Here is a 17,169-nt window from a genome sequence, read left to right as displayed (position 1 = left end):
TCTTGGCGCTCGCGGGGCGAACGCGGAGCGGGCAGGGCCGTTCCGTCGCGAGGCGGCTTACGAGGCTTGTCCGGCTTCGGCGAGCAGCCCGTCATCGATCGCCCGCGCCCGCACGGCGGCCTCCCGGGCGAGGTGGCGCCCGGCATAGGCCTCGAAGGCCGGGCGCTTCGGGATCGTGCCGAACTGCATCCCCCAGCCGAGATGCGAGGCGACGTAGAGGTCGGCGGCGCTGAAGCGGTCGCCCGCCACGAACGCAACCCCGGAGACCGCGCCTTCGAGGGTGTCGAGCGCCGCCTCCAGGCTGCCGTAGCCGACCATGCCCTGCATCCGCGGATCGTCGGGCACGGCTACCTTGAGCACGCCGTTCGTCACCGCCGCTTCGAGCGGGCCGGCGCAGAAGAACAGCCAGCGGTAATAGGGGCCGCGGTCGCGGTGATCCGGCGCCGGGGCGAGCCCGGCCTGCGGGAAGGCGTCGGCGAGATAGGCGAGGATCGCCGGGCACTCGGTCACGACCGTGCCGCCGTGGCGCAGCGCCGGCACCTTCCCCATCGGATTGATCGCCCGGTAGGCCGGCGCCTTCATGGAGGCGCCGTAGCCGAGGATCTCGGTGCGGTAGGGCGCGCCGACCTCCTCCAGCATCCAGCGGACGATCCGGCCGCGGGACATCGGGTGGGTGTAGAAGACGAGATCGTCGGACATCATGGGCCTCCCGGGATCGTACAGCGCGTTCTGCGCGACTCCCCCGGAAGGCTCAAGATGGCGAGGTCCCGGGGGTCAGAACCGGGCGATCAGCTGGAAGCGCACGGTCCGGGGCGCGCCGGGCAGGATGTTGTTGTTGTTGTTGTGCGCGGAGATGATGGAGCGCCGGTCGAACAGGTTCTCGATGTTGACCTGAGCGCGCATGGTTTCGCTGAATTCGTAGAACACGCCGGCATCGAACCGCGAGAAGCTCGGCAGGCGCACCGCGTTGTCCGACGATGCGAAGCTGGCGTCCTGATAGAGGTAGCCCGTCGGCTTCCTTGAGCACGCGGTTGACCACGCCGCCGCCGCGGCCGAAGGTCATCGCGTTGGGGCCTTTGAGCACCTCGATGCGCTGGGTGTTGTAGAGGTCGCGGTAGTTGCGCGCGTCGTCGCGGATGCCGTTGACGAAGAAATCGGCCGTCGTGCGCTGGCCGCGGATCAGGATCGCGTCGCGGTGGCCCTCGCCCTGGGCGATGGCAACGCCGGGAACGTAGCGCAAAGCCTCGCCGATCGACTGGACGTTCTGGTCGCGGATCTGCGCTTCCGTCACCACCGAGATCGCCTGCGGCGTGTCGATCAAGGGCGTGTCGGTCTTGGTGGCGGAGCGCAGGCGCTGGGCGACATAGCCGACCTGCGAGCCCGAACTGTCGACCACGACGCCGCGCCCGAGCCCGGAACCGGCGAGGCTGATCATGTCGAGGGTGATGCCACCGACCGAGGGGGACGCGGCGAGCGGATGGACCGCTTGAGCCGTCGGCAGGCCGGTGTTGATTTCGGTGACTTGCGCCTGAATGGATTGGATTAAAACCGGTGCGATGCTTGTACAGGCGGCGGAGCCGAGCAGCATCGAACGCAGCAAATCTTTTGCGCAAGTCGTCGGCGCGGCCGGGTGCCGTGCAAACCACTCGGCCACAAGCTTCGGTCCATAAGCAAAGAGCGCGGCCCCCGGAGGGACCGCGCTCTTCCAAGTACGCGATGGAGAGGTGAGGGAGGGCTTACTCGCCCGACGACTCCCGGCGGCGCTCGCCGCGGTCGCGGCGCGGGCCGCGGTCGCCGCGATCACCCCGGTCGCTGCGCTCCTCGCGCTCCGGCTCGCCGCGCTCCGCGCGCTCGGCCTTCAGCTTCTCGGTGATGTCCTCGCCGGTCTCCTGATCGACGACCTTCATCGAGAGGCGGATCTTGCCGCGCTCGTCGGCGCCCAGGAACTTCACCTTGACCTTCTGGCCTTCCTTGACGACGTCGCCGACCTTGGCGACGCGCTGCGGCGCCAGCTCGGAGATGTGGACGAGGCCGTCCTTGGCGCCGAAGAAGTTCACGAAGGCGCCGAACTCCATGATCTTGACGATCGTGCCGTCGTAGATCGTGCCGGCCTCGGGCTCGGCGACGATGGAGCGGATCCAGTTATAGGCCGCCTTGATCGCCTTGCCGTCGGAGGAGGCGATCTTCACGACGCCGGTATCCTCGATGTTGATCTTGGCACCGGTCTTCTCGACGATCTCGCGGATGATCTTGCCGCCGGTGCCGATCACGTCGCGGATCTTGTCGGTGGGGATCTGCATCGTCTCGATGCGCGGCGCGTACTCGCCGAGCTCGGGACGGGCCGCGGTCAGGGCCTGGGCCATCTCGCCGAGGATGTGGGCACGGCCGTCCTTCGCCTGGGCGAGGGCGACGCGCATGATCTCCTCGGTGATGCCGGCGATCTTGATGTCCATCTGGAGCGAGGTGATGCCCTCGTCCGTGCCGGCCACCTTGAAGTCCATGTCGCCGAGGTGATCCTCGTCGCCGAGGATGTCGGACAGCACCGCGAAGCGCTCACCCTCGAGGATGAGGCCCATGGCGATGCCGGCCACCGGACGACGCAGGGGCACGCCCGCATCCATCAGCGACAGCGAGCCGCCGCAGACCGAGGCCATGGAGGAGGAGCCGTTCGACTCGGTGATCTCGGAGACCACGCGGATCGTGTACGGGAACTCGTGGGCGGGCGGCAGCACGGGCCGGATCGCGCGCCAGGCGAGCTTGCCGTGGCCGATCTCGCGGCGGCCGGGCGAACCCATGCGGCCGGTCTCGCCGACGGAGTAGGGAGGGAAGTTGTAGTGGAGCAGGAAGCGCTCCTTGTACGTCCCTTCGAGCGCGTCGATGAACTGCTCGTCCTCGCCGGTGCCCAGCGTGGCCACGACCAGGGCCTGGGTCTCGCCGCGGGTGAACAGCGACGAGCCGTGGGCCCGCGGCAGCACGCCGACTTCCGAGACGATCGGACGGACGGTCTTCACGTCGCGGCCGTCGATGCGCGAGCCGGTGTCGAGGATGTTCCAGCGGACCACCTTCGACTGCGCCTCCTTGAAGGCGGCCTTGACCTTCTCAGGGCTGAACTTCTGCTCGCCCTCGGCCGGGCAGAGGGCGGCGACCACCTTCGCCTTCACGGCGTCGACGGCCTTGTAGCGGTCCTGCTTGACCGTGATCTTGTAGGCGTCGCGCAGCTCCGACTCGCAGATGTCGAGGACGGCCTTCTCGACGTCGGCGTTCTCCGGTGGGGAGAAGTCGCGCGGCTCCTTGGCGGCCTTCTCGGCCAGCCGGATGATCGCCTCGATGACGGGCTGGAAGTGCTTGTGGCCGAACATCACGGCCCCGAGCATCACGTCCTCGGAGAGTTCCTTGGCCTCGGACTCGACCATCAGCACGGCATCCTGGGTGCCGGCGACGACGAGGTCGAGGGTGGACTCGGCGACCTCGGTCACCAGCGGGTTCAGCTTGTAGCCGCCGTTGAGGTAGCCGACGCGGGCCGCGCCGATCGGGCCCATGAACGGCACGCCGGACAGCGTCAGCGCGGCGGAGGCCGCCACCATCGAGACGATGTCGGGATCGTTCTCGAGATCGTGCGAAAGGACGGTGACGACGACCTGGGTGTCGTTGCGCCAGCCCTCGACGAAGAGCGGACGGATCGGACGGTCGATCAGGCGGGAGACCAGGGTCTCCTTCTCGGAGGGACGGCCCTCGCGCTTGAAGTAGCCGCCCGGGATGCGGCCGGCGGCGTAGGCGCGCTCCTGGTAGTTCACGGTCAGCGGCATGAAGTCGATGCCGGCCTTGGGCTCCTTGGCCGCGACCACGGTGGCCAGCACGGTGGTCTCGCCGTAGGTGGCGACCACGGCGCCGTCCGCCTGGCGGGCGGTCTTGCCGGTCTCGAGGACGAGCTTGCGGTCGCCCCAGATCAGCTCTTCACGTTGTACGTCGAACATGTGTGTCTTCTGCCTTCGAACATGCGGGTCGGGCGAACCCGGCGCCGCCAGAGGCAAGACGGCGAGACGCTCCAGCGTGAACGGAAGCGTCTCGCGATCCTGCCCTGGCGCCCTTTGCCTTCAAGCCGCCCGGTGCGGATCGGCCGGGCCCCATGCCCGGACAATCCTTCTTGGTGTGCCGTGCTCTCTTGGCGCCGAACCGGTCTCCACTTCGGCTGAGAGCACGTGTGAAAACGCGGCCCCGAAGGACCGCGTGGATGGCCTTAGCGGCGGATGCCGAGGCGCTCGATGAGGGTGCGGTAGCGCGCCTCTTCCTTGCGCTTCAGGTAGTCGAGCAGCGAGCGGCGCTGCGACACCAGCTTCAGGAGGCCGCGGCGGGAGTGGTTGTCCTTGCCGTGGGTCTTGAAGTGGGCGGTCAGGTTGGTGATCCGCTCGGTGAGGATGGCGATCTGGACCTCCGGCGAGCCGGTGTCCTTGTTGCCCTTGGCGTATTCCTTGATGAGCGCGGTCTTGCGCTCTGCCGTGATCGACATCGCAGGCCTTTCAGATGAGGTTTGGGTCGGAGGCGCCGCCCACGGGAGGGGAAGGGCGCCTTTGAAATACTCGCGGTCGGGCCGGTGCCGGGATGTCGTCCAGCACGGTCAGCCGCAAGCGGCACAAGCCCCGCCCGTCAGCCGGGTCGAGGCGGCGCGGACCATACACGAAATCCCGGGAAGTGCCAGTGCCGCCGCCGCCCCGGCGACATCCGCTTCCGCGTGCCTCACAACCGGCGTGGATTTCGCGTTGCCGGACGCGATCCGCTCCAAGGCCCGCGAGACCTCATGCCCCATCCCGCCCTCGGCGCCCGCAAGCCCATCGCCGCCCTCGTCGCCGACGAGGCCGCTGCGGGCGGGCCGACGCTGGCCAAGAACCTCTCGGCGTTCAGCCTCGTCTGCATCGGCGTCGGGGCGACGGTGGGGGCGGGCATCTTCGTGCTCACCGGCACGGCGGCGGCCCACTTCGCCGGGCCGGGCTTGATGCTCTCCTTCGTGCTCGGTGCGGTGGCGAGCGGGCTGGTGGCGCTCTGCTACGCGGAACTCGCCGCGATGATCCCCGTGGCCGGCTCGACCTATTCCTACACCTACACGACGCTCGGCGCCCTGCCGGCCTGGATCATCGGCTGGGATCTGGTGCTCGAATTCGCCATGGCCGCGGCGACCATCGCGGTCGGCTGGTCGGGCTACGCGCAGAGCCTCATGGCCGATGCCGGTTTCCGGCTGCCGGCCGCCCTCGCCGCGGCGCCGGCGGAGGGCGGTCTCGTGAACCTGCCGGCGGCCCTCGTCACGCTGGCGCTCACCGCGCTGCTGATGCGCGACAACCGCGGCGCCGCCCATACCAATGCCGTGCTGGTGGTGCTGAAGGTGGCGATCATCCTCGCCTTCCTCGGTCTCGGCGCCCTGCATCTGCGGCCTGACCTCTGGCACCCGCTGGTGCCGGCGAACGAGGGCGCGTTCGGCGCCTTCGGCTGGAGTGGGGTCTTCCGCGGGGCAGGCGTCGTGTTCTTCGCCTATGTCGGCTTCGAGACGATCTCGACCGCCGCCGGCGAGACCCGCAACCCGCAGCGGGACGCGCCGGTGGGCCTGCTCGGCTCGCTCCTCGTCACCGCGGCGCTCTACGTGGCGGTGGCCGCCGTGCTCACCGGCCTCGTGCCCTATCGCGAGCTCGACGTGGCCGATCCGATCGCCAAGGCGATGGCGGTGACGGGGCTCACCGGTTTCTCGGCGGCGATCAAGCTGGGGGCCCTGATCGGGCTCACCACGGCGGCGCTGACCGCGCTCTATGGGCAGGCGCGGATCTGCTACGCCATGGCCCGCGACCGCATGCTGCCGGATGTCTTCTCGCGCATCGGCGCACGGAGCCGGACGCCGTTCGTCGCGCAGGGGCTGATCGGGCTGGCGACCGCCGCGGTCGCGGCGCTGGTGCCGATCGATGTCCTGGGCGAACTCGTCAGCATCGGCACGCTGTTCGCCTTCATTCTCGTCTGTGCCAGCGTGCTGATCCTGCGCCGGACGGAGCCGGAGCGGGCGCGGCCTTTCAGGGTGCCCGGTGGTCCGGTCGTCCCGGTGCTCGGGATCCTCGCCTGCCTCGCCCTGATGGTGAGCCTACCCGGCGATACGTGGCTGCGGCTGCTAGCCTGGCTCGGCCTTGGGCTGGCGATCTGGTTCGGCTACAGCCGCCGGCGCGTGGCGGCCAATTCAGGTTTCGAAAGGACAAGTCCTTTCGCAGGTCCAGGGCGGAGCCCTGGTTGACGGGAAGCCGGGGTTCCACCCCGGCGCCCCGCCAAAGGGATGATCCCTTTGGAATCCCGGATCTTAGTACGAGCGGTGATGACCCGCGGCGCGGCCGCCGCCGTAGCGGCGACGCAGGTACGAGATGGCCTTGGGCAGCAGGAAGACGACGAGGATCTGGCGCAGGATCGAGCGCATCCGGTGGGACTCCATGTGACGGTTCCGTTGGAGGCCAAATGCCCGGAGGGGCGTCCGCGTTCCCCGGCTAGAGTTCCAGCGACAGCGTGACCGGCACGTGGTCGGACGGCTTCTCCCAGCCGCGCGCCGCGCGGAACACCGCGACCTTGCGCACCGTGCCGGCGAGGTCCGGCGAGACCCAGGCATGGTCGAGCCGCCGGCCCTTGTTGGCCAGCTCCCAGTTCGGCGAGCGGTAGCTCCACCACGTGTAGATCTTCTCGGGCTCCGGGGTGAGGAGCCGGGCCGCGTCGATCCAGCCGGCCTCGCCGCGCAGGGTCTCCAGCGCCTCGGTCTCGACGGGGGTGTGGCTCACCACGTCGAGGAGCTGCTTGTGCGACCAGACGTCGTGCTCCAGCGGCGCGACGTTGAGGTCGCCCACCAGGATCGCCGGACCGGAGACGCGCCGCCCGCCCCAGGCGCGCAGCTCGGACAGGAAGTCGAGCTTGTGCGCGAATTTCGGGTTGAGGTCGCGGTGGGGCACGTCGCCGCCAGCCGGCACGTAGAAGTCGTGCAGCACGATCCCCGCCGCCGGCCCCGCCTCGGGCCCGAGCACCGCCGAGATGTGGCGCGCATCCGCCCGCTCGCAGAAGCGCATCACGTCGCGGGTGAGCAGGGGAAAGCGCGAGACGATCGCGACGCCGTTATAGCCCTTCTGCCCGGCGAAGACGATGTTCTCGTAGCCCGAGCCCTTGAACGCCTTGAGCGGGAACAGCTCGTCCGGGCACTTGGTCTCCTGCAGGCAGAGCACGTCGGGCTGTTCTTCGCGCAGGAAGCGCAGCACGGACTCGATGCGCAGGCGCACCGAGTTGATGTTCCAGGTCGTGACGGTGAGGCGCAACGGGAGAAGCCTGCGAAGCGGGGCGAGGGATGCCGCCCCGTTAGCCCAACCCGCGCGCCTCGTAAAACCGTCACGCCGCGGCGGCCTCCTCCTCCAGGGCGAGGCCGTGCAGCACGGCGCAGAGCCGGTCGCCCGTCATCCGGGAGAGATCGAAGCCGCTCTCGCCGGCCATGTCGCCGTAGCGGGCCGCATCCGTCGGCGAGGCGCCCACATAGGCCATCGACCAGTCGGTGAAGAGCCGGCTCTCCACCGCCTCGAAGGCGAGCAGCGAGACCTCGCCGTGGCGCTCGTCCTGCTGGATGCGCTCGAAGGTGGTCTCCACCTCCGCCCCCGGACCCTCTAGCACCTGCGCGAAGCAGCCGGCGTTGAACATCAGCGCCCCGGTGACGCCGACGCGGGCGTTGTTGGTGCGGCTCGCGGCGAGGATGCCGCGGATCGTCTCGTCCATCGCCGCGGGCGCGCCGGTGACCCGGTTGCGGCTGTAATAGACGAGGCGGCGCAGATCTTTGTTCGGCGAGGCTTGGTTTCCCGAATCTTGGGTCGGCACGGGCTGGCTCACGGAAAACTCCTGGCGCGTCAGGCGGCGTCGGCGGGAAGGGCGGCGGGGGAGGGAATGAGCAGGGCGGCGGCCTGGGCGGCGGGCATCGGACGCCCGGTCAGGTAGCCCTGGACCTCGGTGCAGCCCTCGGCGCGGATGGCGTCGAGCTGCGTCGCGGTCTCGACCCCTTCCGCGGTGGTGCGCATGCCGAGGCTGGCGCCGAGCCGGGCGATGGCCCGCACGATCGCCCCGCACTCGGCATTGCCTTCCATGCCGCGGACGAAGGATTGGTCGATCTTGATCTTGTCGAAGGGAAATTTCTGCAGGTAGCTCAGGGACGAGTAGCCGGTGCCGAAATCGTCCATCGAGATTTTCACGCCCAGCGCGCGCAGGCCGTTCAGCACGTCGAGCACGCTGTCCGTGTTCTCCAAGAGCGCGCCTTCGGTGATCTCCAGTTCCAGCCGGGCCGGGTCGAGGCCGGTCTGGGCGAGCACGTGCATCACGGTCTCGACCAGCCGGCCGCCGCGGAACTGCACCGGAGACAGGTTCACGGCGATCGAGGCGGGCTGCGTCCAGCCCGCCGCCTCGCGGCAGGCGGTGCGCAGGGCCCATTCGCCGATGCCGACGATGAGGCCGATCTCCTCGGCCAGCGGAATGAACAGGGCGGGCGAGACCGGGCCGCGCTCGGGATGGTTCCAGCGCAGCAGCGCCTCGAAGCCCACGACCTGCCCCGTTTCGAGCTGGATCTGCGGCTGGAAGGCGAGGTCGAACTGCTTGAGGGCGAGCGCCCGGCGCAGGTCGATCTCCAGGCTGCGGCGCGCCTGCATCTGCGCGTTCATCGCCGGCTCGAAGAAGCGGTAGGTGCCCCGGCCCTCGGCCTTGGCCCGGTAGAGGGCGAGGTCGGCATGCTTCAGGAGGTCGTCGGCGTTGCGCCCGTCGGCGGGACTGAGCGCGACGCCGACGCTGACGCCGACATTGAGCATGTGGCCGTCGACGACGTAGGTGCGCCCGACGAGATCGACGAGGCGGCGCGCCAGGGCTTCGGCCGCCTGCGGCTGCTCGGCGCCGGAGGAGGGGCCGCCTTGGATGATGGCGAACTCGTCGCCGCCGAGCCGCGCCACGACGTCCCCGCTGCGGGTGGCCTTGCGCAGGCGCTCGGCGACCTTGCGCAGGAGCGCGTCGCCGACCGGGTGGCCGAGGGTGTCGTTGACCGCCTTGAACCGGTCGAGGTCGAGCATCAGCACCGCGAGGGGCGCGTCCGAGTGAGCCGCTTCGGCCAGCGCCGCGTCGAGGCGGTCGTGCAGGCCGACGCGGTTGCACAGGCCGGTGAGCGGCTCCTGCCGCGCCAGAGCCGCGCCGCGCAGCAGCTCGGTCACGTCTTCGAAGGTGAGGGCGAAGCCGCCGGACGAGAGCGGCGCCAGCGCGGCCTCCACGAGGCGGTCGCCGAGGGTGAGGCGCGACCGGACAGGCCACGCGGCGCGCAGCGCCTCCGGAAGGATACCGCCCTCCGGCTCCGCGGCACCGCAGGCCGCCAGCAGAGCGGGGAGGGGAAGGCCGGCCGGCGCGGGGCAGGCGAGCAGCGCCGCCGCACAGGCGTTGGCGAAGGTGATCGTGCCGGCGGCGTCGAGCAGGAGAAGCGGGACGGCCATCTCGGCCAGCGCCGCCGCGAACGACGGGGTGGCCGGAGGCGACGGGGCGGCGAGGGCGGACATGCGGCCGGACAGCGTTCCGTTAAGACCACCCCGCGTGGGCGGCCCCTCCATTGGGCCGCCGCTTCCTCAACGGATCCTTAAAACGCGCCCTCGGGCAATCGTATTCGCGAAGTTATTCCAAGAATATTGCCGGCCATAACATAGGATGCTGTGAAGAGATCTGACGGCTCGGGGCGGAAATCAATCCATGTTGTCTTCCGCAGTCCGGCTCCATGCCTCAGGGATTCTGCCCGTCGATCTGCCGCTGCATCGCCTTGTCCTCGGAGCGGCCGTAATTGATGAAGAACAGCGACCCATCGACCGCCTTGCCCTTCTGCAGGTTCGAGAGCTGCACGGTGGTGAGGTAGCCCTGCGGATCGGTGATCCGCCACTGCGACAGGGTCTTCAGCTCGCCGTCGAAGAAGAGCTGGATCTTCGAGGTGCCGCCGAGCGTCGAGCGGTCCTCCAGGGCGATGCGCACGCCGCCCGGATCGTTGGTGACCTCGGTCACGGTCAGGTCGCGGGCGAGGTCGATCTTGTCGCGCAGCAGGAATTTCAGCGGTGTCTGCGAGATGAAGTAGAGATCCTGCGTGCCGAGCTTGCGGTCGCGCACCGCCACCGAGGTGCCGTCGGCCACGACTTCGAGCGGGGAGGGCTGGTCGTACTCGAAGCGCAGGCGCCCAGGCTTGGCCAGTGTGAGCTTGCCGCCGATGCGCCGCCCGTCGGCGCCGATCTGGATGAACCCGCCGGTCAGCGTCTGGAAGCCGTTGAAATAGGCATTGGCCGCCGCCACCACGGTGGCCGGGTCGGCGTCCTGCAGCGAGGCGCCGAGATTGGGCGCGCCCACCGCCGCGACCCGCGTGCCGGAACTCGCCGCAGGTGTCGCCGGCGTCGCCGCGCCGGGCTTGGCCGCCGCCTTGAGGCTGCCGGTCTTCTCGGCCGGTTTGTCCGAGCCCTTCTCCGCCGCCTTGTCCGTCGCCTTGCCGGGCTTCTGCGCCGCCTTCTTGGCCGGGGCCGGGGCAGCCTCCGGCTCAGGGGCGGGGGGCGGGGGCGCCGGCTCCTCCTTGCGGCCGAACAGGCCGTCGAGGAAGGACGAGACCTGGGCCTCCGCCGGGAGAGGCTGGAGCGCCAGCGCGGCGACGAGCAGCGGACCGGCGGCGAGGGAGAGGCGTCGGCCAGTCATCGTGTGGGCATCTCCGAAAGCTTACGGGCGCGCGGGGCGCGGGTCGTCCCGGGGGCGGACGCACCGGCACGGCGGCGCGTCGGATGTCGTGTTCGCGGGTAGAGCCGGCCCCTGTGGCGAATATGCGACGGGGGCCGGATCTGGATCACTCGTCGTCGTAGCCGCCGGACGGGGCGCCCGCGAGACCCTCGACCAGGATCTCGCGCTTGCCCGCATGGTTGGCCGGCCCGACGATGCCCTCGATCTCCATCCGCTCCATGATCGAGGCGGCGCGGTTGTAGCCGATCTGCAGGCGGCGCTGGATGTAGCTCGTCGAGGCCTTGCGGTCGCGCAGGACCACGGCGATGGCCTGCTCGTAGAGCTCGCCCCCCTCGGCGCCCGCGGTCGCCGCGAAGGCGCCGATGTCGAAGACCGGGGCGTCGGCCTCCTCGGCCTCGGCGAAGTCGTCCTTCTCGGCCTTGGCCGCGGCGCGGGAACCCTTGGCCGGCTTCTCCGGCTGGTCGGAGGAGCCGTCGTCGGCCGTGACCGCCTCCAGATAGGAGGGCCGGCCTTGCGCCTTGAGGTGGGCCACCACCGTCTCGACCTCGGAATCCGAGCAGAACGGTCCGTGCACGCGGGTGGTGCGCCCGCCGCCGGCCATGAACAGCATGTCGCCTTGGCCCAGCAACTGCTCCGCACCCATCTCGCCCAGGATCGTGCGCGAGTCGATCTTGCTCGTCACCTGGAAGGAGATCCGGGTCGGGAAGTTCGCCTTGATCGTGCCGGTGATCACATCGACCGAGGGACGCTGCGTCGCCATGATCAGGTGGATGCCCGCCGCACGCGCCATCTGCGCGAGGCGCTGGATCGCCCCCTCAATGTCCTTGCCCGCCACCATCATCAGGTCGGCCATCTCGTCGACCACGATGACGATGTAGGGGAGCGCCGAGAGGTCCATCTCCTGCTCTTCGAACACCGCCTCGCCGGTGGTGCGGTCGAACCCGGTCTGGACCGTGCGGGTGATGATCTCGCCCCGCTCGCGCGCCTCCTTCATCCGGGCATTGTACCCGTCGATGTTGCGCACGCTGATCTTCGACATCTTCTTGTAGCGCTCCTCCATCTCGCGCACGGCCCATTTGAGGGCGATGACCGCCTTCTTCGGGTCGATGACGACGGGGGAGAGCAGGTGCGGGATGCCGTCGTAGACCGACAGCTCCAGCATCTTGGGATCGACCATGATCAGGCGGCACTCCTCCGGCTTCAGCCGGTAGAGCAGCGACAGGATCATGGTGTTGATGGCCACCGACTTGCCCGAGCCGGTGGTGCCGGCCACCAGCAGGTGGGGCATGCGGGCCAGATCGGCGATGATCGGTTCGCCGCCGATGTTCTTGCCGAGGCACAGGGCGAGCTTGTGCTTGGTCTCGACGAAATCGACCGAGGCCAGGAGTTCGCGCAGGTACACGGTCTCGCGCACCGGGTTCGGCAGCTCGATGCCGATCACGTTGCGGCCCGGCACCACGGCAACGCGGGCGGAGACGGCGGACATCGAGCGGGCGATGTCGTCCGACAGGCCGATGACGCGGGAGGACTTGGTGCCGGGGGCCGGCTCCAATTCGTAGAGGGTGACGACGGGACCGGGGCGCACGGCCAGGATGTCGCCGCGCACGCCGAAGTCTTGGACGGTCTGCTGGAGGTTGAGGGCGTTCTGCTCCAATTCGTCCGCATCGACCTCCTCGCCATCGCCGACCGGCGGCTCGGCCAGCAGTTCGAGCGAGGGCAGTTCGTAATCGGCGTTGCCGACGAAGGATGCCTCCAGATGGCGGCCGGCGGGGATCAGCATCGGCCGCTCGGGCAGGATCGCCCGCGGACGGTTCTCAGGGGCGGGCTCGACGGCGGCCACGGACTCCGCGGCGCCTTCCTCGAACGCGTAGGCGGTCTCCGGGGCGATCTCGGGAGCGGCCTCCTGAGCGCTCTCCTCGAACGTCTCGGTGACGAATGCCGGCACGACCTCGGCGGCCGGCTCCTCGCTCTCGCTGCCGGGCTTGGTGCGCAGCAGGACCGGCCGCGCCGCGATCGTCAGCGGCGCCGCCGCCTGCGGGGCAGGGGAGGGGATCTGCGGCGCCATCGCGATCGGAGCGGGAGCCGGCTGTACCGCGACCGGCGGCGCGGCGAAGGGCACCGGCGCCGCGGCGGCGACCGGAGCGGGCGCCACGGCGTGCGGCAGGACGGGGAGGATGGGCGCGGCCTCGGCGAGGGCCGAGCGGGCCGAGCGGATCGCGGCGCGGGCGGCCATGGCGTTCAGCACCGGACGCGGGGCGGCAGGCGCGACCGTCTCGGCGACCTCGACCATCGCCTCGGCCGGGCCGAACCAGCCGTGCAGCGCCGACCAGTCCGGCACGTCCGACCAGTCGGACGGCTCGGCCGGGACCGGGGGAATGAAGGGCGCATACAGCGAGGCGAAGGCCGTGGCCGATTCGGCCTCGGCGCGCGGCGCCTCGATCCGCGGTGCCTCGATCACGGGCTCAGGCATGGGCTGCGGCACGGCGCCGGCCTCTTGTATGCCCCCTTGCCCAGCCCCCGGCCCAGTCCCTTGCCCAGCCCCTTGCCCACTCCCTTGCATCGGAACGACGGGCTTCGGGCGGCGGTCGGGAGTGCGGAAGAAGCTCACGCCCGGCGGCGGCACGAACGGGCGGCGCCAGCTCGGCACCTCCGAGACGGCCTGCTCGGCGCGCAGCCGGGCGGCCTCGGCCTCCTCGGCGGCGAGCTGCGCCGCGCGCTCGGCGGCCTCGTGCTCCGCCGCCTCGCGGGCCCGCTGCGCCTCCAAAGCCGCGGCCTCGGCGGCGGCCTGGGCGTCGAGCAGGGCCTGGGCTCGGGCCTGCGCCTCGCGCTCGGCCTCCAGCGCCTGGCGGCGGCGCTCCATCAGAACGGTGTCGGGGGTGCGGGTGAAGCGCACCGCCTCGGGCAGCGGCGCCTGCGGCACGCCGTAGGACCCGCCCGGGGCGGGCTGGGACACGGGCAGGGCGTGCGCGACCGTGCCGGTCTCCGGCGCGATCGCCGCCGGGCGGCGCGGGGTGCGCACGAGAACGCCGGGGCCGGAGGCGCGGGGATCGATGCGGCTCTCGAACGGCATGTCCGGCTGGCCGTCATGAACGAGACCCTGGGTGGCGCCGTGCTGGCCGGGATGGACCGGGGCGGGCATCTCGAACAGCCCCTCCTCCGCAGGCGCCCACGGCTCGGACGTCCACGGTTCCTGCCCGGCCGGCGCACGGCCGAGCATCGTCCCCGGCGGCACCAGCCAGCTCGGGACCGTGCCCGCGTCGAACCCGTCGGCGCCCGGATGCGGCAGGGCCGGATGCGGAAGCGCGTGCGGCAGCGCCCGCGGCGGGGCCGGCGGGGCACCGGCGATGCGCCGGGCGAGATTGGAGCGCAGGCTCATCAGCCGATGGGCGATGCCGCCGATCGACCGGTCGAGGCGGTCGCCGCCGCGGCTCGGCCGCGAGGGATCACGATGGGAATGGGGAGGCCGTCCCGATGCGCGCATGATCTGTGAGATGACTCGAAACAAGGTCCGGCTCCTGCGGAGCGGTTCGAGCCCCACGGTAGGCGGATCGTCGTTAACGAACGCTTGCCCTCCCCTCCGGCAGGCCGTCCCAGCCCCGCTCCCCAGCCCGGCCGGTGCAAGCGCGGCGCGAACCGGATATCGTCGAACGCGGTTGGCGCTTTGCGGTGCTTTTTCGAGATCCGATGGCAAACGGCGGCCCGCCTCCGGGGCGGCCGTGGTTCGGGACCGAAATCGGTTGTCCGCAGAGGCGCTTGGCAGGACTTTCTGCCGTATCAGGTGAGCTGCGAGACCCGGTGACGACTCCGAGCCCAGAGACATCGACTCCGAAGCACTTCCGCTCCCTCTACCGGCACGGCTTCGCCCGCGTCGCCGCCTGCACCGGGCGCAGCCATCCGGGCGATCCGGCGGCCAATGTCGCCGACATTCTGGGGCTCGCGCGGCAGGCGCACGGGGCCGGCGCGGCGCTCGCGGTCTTTCCCGAACTCTGCGTCTCGTCCTACGCCATCGAGGACCTGCTGCTGCAGGCGACCCTGCTCGACGCGGTGGAGGCGGGCGTCGCGCGGCTGGTCGCCGAGAGCGCCGGGCTGACGCCGCTGCTCGTCGTCGGCGCGCCCCTGCGCTGGCGCAACCGGCTCTACAATTGCGCCGTGGCGATCCGGGGCGGGCGGCTGCTCGGCGTCGTGCCGAAGAGCTACCTGCCGAACTACCGGGAGTTCTACGAGAAGCGCCACTTCGCCTCCGGCGCCGGCATCCTGGGCGAGACGATCCGCCTCGGCGGGGCGGAGGCGCCGTTCGGCACCGACCTGATCTTCGCCGCCGACGACCTGCCCGGTTTCCGCCTCGCCATCGAGGTCTGCGAGGATCTCTGGGTGCCGCAGACGCCGGGCATGGAGGCGGTGCTGGCCGGCGCCACGGTGATCGCCAACCCGTCGGGCAGCCCGATCACCGTGGGCCGGGCCGATTCCCGCGCGCTCCTCACCCGCGCCGCCTCGATGCGCGGCCTGTGCGCCTACGTCTACGCCGCCGCCGGCATGGGCGAATCCACCACCGACCTGTCCTGGGACGGGCAGACCAGCATCGACGAGGTCGGCAAGCGGCTGGCCGAGGGCGAGCGCTTTCCCGCAGGCCCGGTCGTCACGCTCGCCGATATCGACCTCGACCTGATCGTGCAGGAGCGGCTCCAGGCCGGCAGCCTCGACGACAACGCCCGCCATCACGGCCTCCGGCCGTGGCGGACCGTGTCCTTCCGGCTCGACCCGCCGCAGGGGGATCTGGGCCTGGAGCGCCGGGTCGAGCGCTTCCCCTTCGTCCCTTCCGATCCGGCCAGCCTCGCGCAGGATTGCTACGAGGCCTACAACATCCAGGTCGCCGGCCTCGCCCAGCGGCTCGCCGCCACGGGGACCAAGCGGGCGGTGATCGGCGTCTCCGGCGGCCTCGACTCGACCCACGCGCTCATCGTCGTGGCCAAGGCCTTCGACCGGCTCGGCCTGCCGCGAAAGGACATCCTGGCCTACACCCTGCCGGGCTTCGCCACGTCGGATGAGACCAAGACCAACGCCCACGCCCTGATGCGGGCGCTCGGCACCACGTCGGAGGAGATCGACATCCGCCCCGCCGCCCGGCAGATGCTGGCCGATATGGGCCACCCGTTCGGGCGCGGGGAGGCGGTCTACGACGTCACCTTCGAGAACGTGCAGGCGGGCCTGCGCACCGACTACCTGTTCCGGCTCGCCAACCAGAACGGCGGCATCGTCATCGGCACCGGCGACCTCTCGGAACTGGCGCTCGGCTGGAGCACCTACGGCGTCGGCGACCAGATGAGCCATTACGGCGTCAATGCCGGGGTGCCCAAGACCCTGATCCAGCACCTGATCCGCTGGGTGATCGCCTCCGGCCAGTTCGGCGAGGAGGAGAACCGTACGCTGCGGGCGGTGCTCGACACCGAGATCTCGCCGGAACTGGTGCCCGCCGCGGAAGGCGAGGGGCCGCAGAGCACGGAAGGGAAGATCGGCCCCTACGCGCTCCAGGATTTCTCCCTGTGGTTCACCCTGCGCCACGGCTTCCCGCCGTCGAAGATCGCCTTCCTCGCGCTCCATGCCTGGGGCGATGCGGCGGCCGGCGACTGGCCGCCGGACTTCCCGCAGGCCAAGCGCGTCGCCTACGATCTGCCGGAGATCCGGCGCTGGCTCGCCGTGTTCCTCGACCGGTTCTTCCGTTTCAGCCAGTTCAAGCGCTCGGCGCTGCCCAACGGCCCGAAAGTCTCGGCCGGCGGCTCGCTCTCGCCCCGCGGCGACTGGCGCGCGCCGTCCGATGCCAGCGCCCGGGCGTGGCTCGACGAACTGGAGCGCAACGTGCCGAAGGCGTGAGGGGGGCGGGGGGCCGTCCGTTACGGCGCCCCTCCGGTCCAGGCCCCGCCGCCCAGGGCCGGGGCGAGATGGAAGCCGTCGAGGGCGTCGGCGGATGGAGGCCGGCCGGCCCGGCACTGGGCGACGTAGGCGAGGGCGCCCGCCACGGCGCGCTCGGAATAGGGTTTGACGATCACCCCGAGCGCACCGGCGAAATCCGGCGGGATGCGCTTGGCGTTGGCGGTCATGAATACCACCGTGATGTGCGGATCGCGACTCAACTGGCGCGCCACCTCCACCCCGGTCGGGCCGTCGACGAGGTGGATGTCCACCAGCGCCACGTCCGGGGAGGCGGTGCGGCCCAGCGCGATGGCATCCGCCGAGGAGCCGGCCACGCCGACGCTGACATGGCCGAGATCTTCGAGGAGGCATTCCAGTTCGAGGGCGATCAGCACCTCGTCCTCGACGACGAGGATGCGCAAGGCCGTCTCTTCCGGCGCCTCTCCCAACACCTCCCTCACCTCGGCCATCGCGGCTCCCCCATCCTCGTTCCTC

Annotated in this window: 12 protein-coding genes and 1 pseudogene; 2 read left to right on the top strand and 11 right to left on the bottom strand. The window is 70.7% G+C overall.

Features of this window, described 5'->3' with window-relative positions; genetic code table 11:
- Nucleotides 1-57: 57 nt before the first annotated feature.
- The 4 genes and pseudogenes from HNR51_RS13165 to rpsO form a co-directional block, all read right to left on the bottom strand.
- A complete protein-coding gene (locus HNR51_RS13165) occupies nt 58-699 on the bottom strand; it encodes a glutathione S-transferase family protein (RefSeq protein ID WP_152278344.1) in 642 nt (213 codons plus the stop codon).
- A 298-nt stretch (nt 700-997) separates the two neighbouring features.
- Nucleotides 998-1,600: pseudogene (locus HNR51_RS13155) on the bottom strand (TonB-dependent receptor plug domain-containing protein); the annotation flags it as partial.
- A gap of 136 nt (nt 1,601-1,736) precedes the next feature.
- Complete coding sequence (gene pnp, locus HNR51_RS13150; RefSeq protein ID WP_012456208.1) at nt 1,737-3,974, bottom strand: polyribonucleotide nucleotidyltransferase; 2,238 nt, start codon at nt 3,972-3,974, stop codon at nt 1,737-1,739.
- 263 nt (nt 3,975-4,237) lie between these two features.
- Nucleotides 4,238-4,507 (bottom strand): 30S ribosomal protein S15, encoded by a 270-nt coding sequence (rpsO, locus tag HNR51_RS13145; RefSeq protein WP_009864833.1) that lies wholly within the window; start codon nt 4,505-4,507, stop codon nt 4,238-4,240.
- Nucleotides 4,508-4,795: 288 nt separating this feature from the next.
- Between rpsO and HNR51_RS13140 the strand changes: the two genes are divergently transcribed.
- The gene (locus tag HNR51_RS13140) at nt 4,796-6,262 is read left to right on the top strand and encodes an amino acid permease (protein ID WP_182555209.1); all 1,467 of its coding nucleotides are present in this window, start codon (nt 4,796-4,798) and stop codon (nt 6,260-6,262) included.
- Nucleotides 6,263-6,325: 63 nt separating this feature from the next.
- Here the strand turns inward: HNR51_RS13140 and HNR51_RS26730 are convergent, their stop codons facing one another.
- The 6 genes from HNR51_RS26730 to HNR51_RS13115 form a co-directional block, all read right to left on the bottom strand.
- Nucleotides 6,326-6,454: a hypothetical protein gene (locus HNR51_RS26730; protein WP_276508070.1), complete on the bottom strand. Its 129-nt coding sequence runs from the start codon at nt 6,452-6,454 to the stop codon at nt 6,326-6,328.
- A 52-nt stretch (nt 6,455-6,506) separates the two neighbouring features.
- Nucleotides 6,507-7,316 carry an exodeoxyribonuclease III gene (gene xth, locus HNR51_RS13135; protein WP_141953420.1) on the bottom strand — a complete coding sequence of 270 codons (810 nt, stop codon included), beginning with the start codon at nt 7,314-7,316 and terminating at the stop codon, nt 6,507-6,509.
- Between the two features lie 70 nt (nt 7,317-7,386).
- Complete coding sequence (locus HNR51_RS13130) at nt 7,387-7,875, bottom strand: BLUF domain-containing protein (RefSeq protein WP_012456213.1); 489 nt, start codon at nt 7,873-7,875, stop codon at nt 7,387-7,389.
- Between the two features lie 17 nt (nt 7,876-7,892).
- Nucleotides 7,893-9,566: a putative bifunctional diguanylate cyclase/phosphodiesterase gene (locus HNR51_RS13125; protein ID WP_182555208.1), complete on the bottom strand. Its 1,674-nt coding sequence runs from the start codon at nt 9,564-9,566 to the stop codon at nt 7,893-7,895.
- Between the two features lie 217 nt (nt 9,567-9,783).
- Nucleotides 9,784-10,728, bottom strand: a complete 945-nt coding sequence (locus tag HNR51_RS13120; protein ID WP_012456215.1) for a LolA family protein — start codon at nt 10,726-10,728, stop codon at nt 9,784-9,786.
- Nucleotides 10,729-10,873: 145 nt separating this feature from the next.
- Entirely contained in the window at nt 10,874-14,143 is a 3,270-nt protein-coding gene (locus HNR51_RS13115) for a DNA translocase FtsK (protein WP_182555363.1), read from the bottom strand.
- Nucleotides 14,144-14,562: 419 nt separating this feature from the next.
- On the opposite strand from HNR51_RS13115, the gene HNR51_RS13110 reads away from it, so the two are divergent.
- Nucleotides 14,563-16,635, top strand: a complete 2,073-nt coding sequence (locus tag HNR51_RS13110; RefSeq protein ID WP_182555207.1) for an NAD(+) synthase — start codon at nt 14,563-14,565, stop codon at nt 16,633-16,635.
- A 20-nt stretch (nt 16,636-16,655) separates the two neighbouring features.
- Here the strand turns inward: HNR51_RS13110 and HNR51_RS13105 are convergent, their stop codons facing one another.
- Nucleotides 16,656-17,144 (bottom strand): response regulator, encoded by a 489-nt coding sequence (locus tag HNR51_RS13105; RefSeq protein WP_182555206.1) that lies wholly within the window; start codon nt 17,142-17,144, stop codon nt 16,656-16,658.
- Between the last annotated feature and the right edge of the window lie 25 nt (nt 17,145-17,169).

It is taken from the genome of Methylorubrum thiocyanatum (assembly GCA_014138645.1).
Lineage (GTDB): Bacteria > Pseudomonadota > Alphaproteobacteria > Rhizobiales > Beijerinckiaceae > Methylobacterium > Methylobacterium thiocyanatum.
Note: the sequence above shows the minus strand (reverse complement) of the source record. Positions and strands in the feature narration are given on the sequence as shown.

Excerpts from the sequence above, each read along its gene's own strand:
- HNR51_RS13165 (WP_152278344.1), bottom strand. The coding sequence starts at position 699 with ATGTCCGACGATCTCGTCTTCTACACCCACCCGATGTCCCGCGGCCGG.
- pnp (WP_012456208.1), bottom strand. The coding sequence starts at position 3,974 with ATGTTCGACGTACAACGTGAAGAGCTGATCTGGGGCGACCGCAAGCTC.
- rpsO (WP_009864833.1), bottom strand. The coding sequence starts at position 4,507 with ATGTCGATCACGGCAGAGCGCAAGACCGCGCTCATCAAGGAATACGCC.
- HNR51_RS13140 (WP_182555209.1), top strand. The coding sequence starts at position 4,796 with ATGCCCCATCCCGCCCTCGGCGCCCGCAAGCCCATCGCCGCCCTCGTC.
- HNR51_RS26730 (WP_276508070.1), bottom strand. The coding sequence starts at position 6,454 with ATGGAGTCCCACCGGATGCGCTCGATCCTGCGCCAGATCCTCGTCGTC.
- HNR51_RS13125 (WP_182555208.1), bottom strand. The coding sequence starts at position 9,566 with ATGTCCGCCCTCGCCGCCCCGTCGCCTCCGGCCACCCCGTCGTTCGCG.
- HNR51_RS13120 (WP_012456215.1), bottom strand. The coding sequence starts at position 10,728 with ATGACTGGCCGACGCCTCTCCCTCGCCGCCGGTCCGCTGCTCGTCGCC.
- HNR51_RS13115 (WP_182555363.1), bottom strand. The coding sequence starts at position 14,143 with ATGAGCCTGCGCTCCAATCTCGCCCGGCGCATCGCCGGTGCCCCGCCG.
- HNR51_RS13105 (WP_182555206.1), bottom strand. The coding sequence starts at position 17,144 with ATGGCCGAGGTGAGGGAGGTGTTGGGAGAGGCGCCGGAAGAGACGGCC.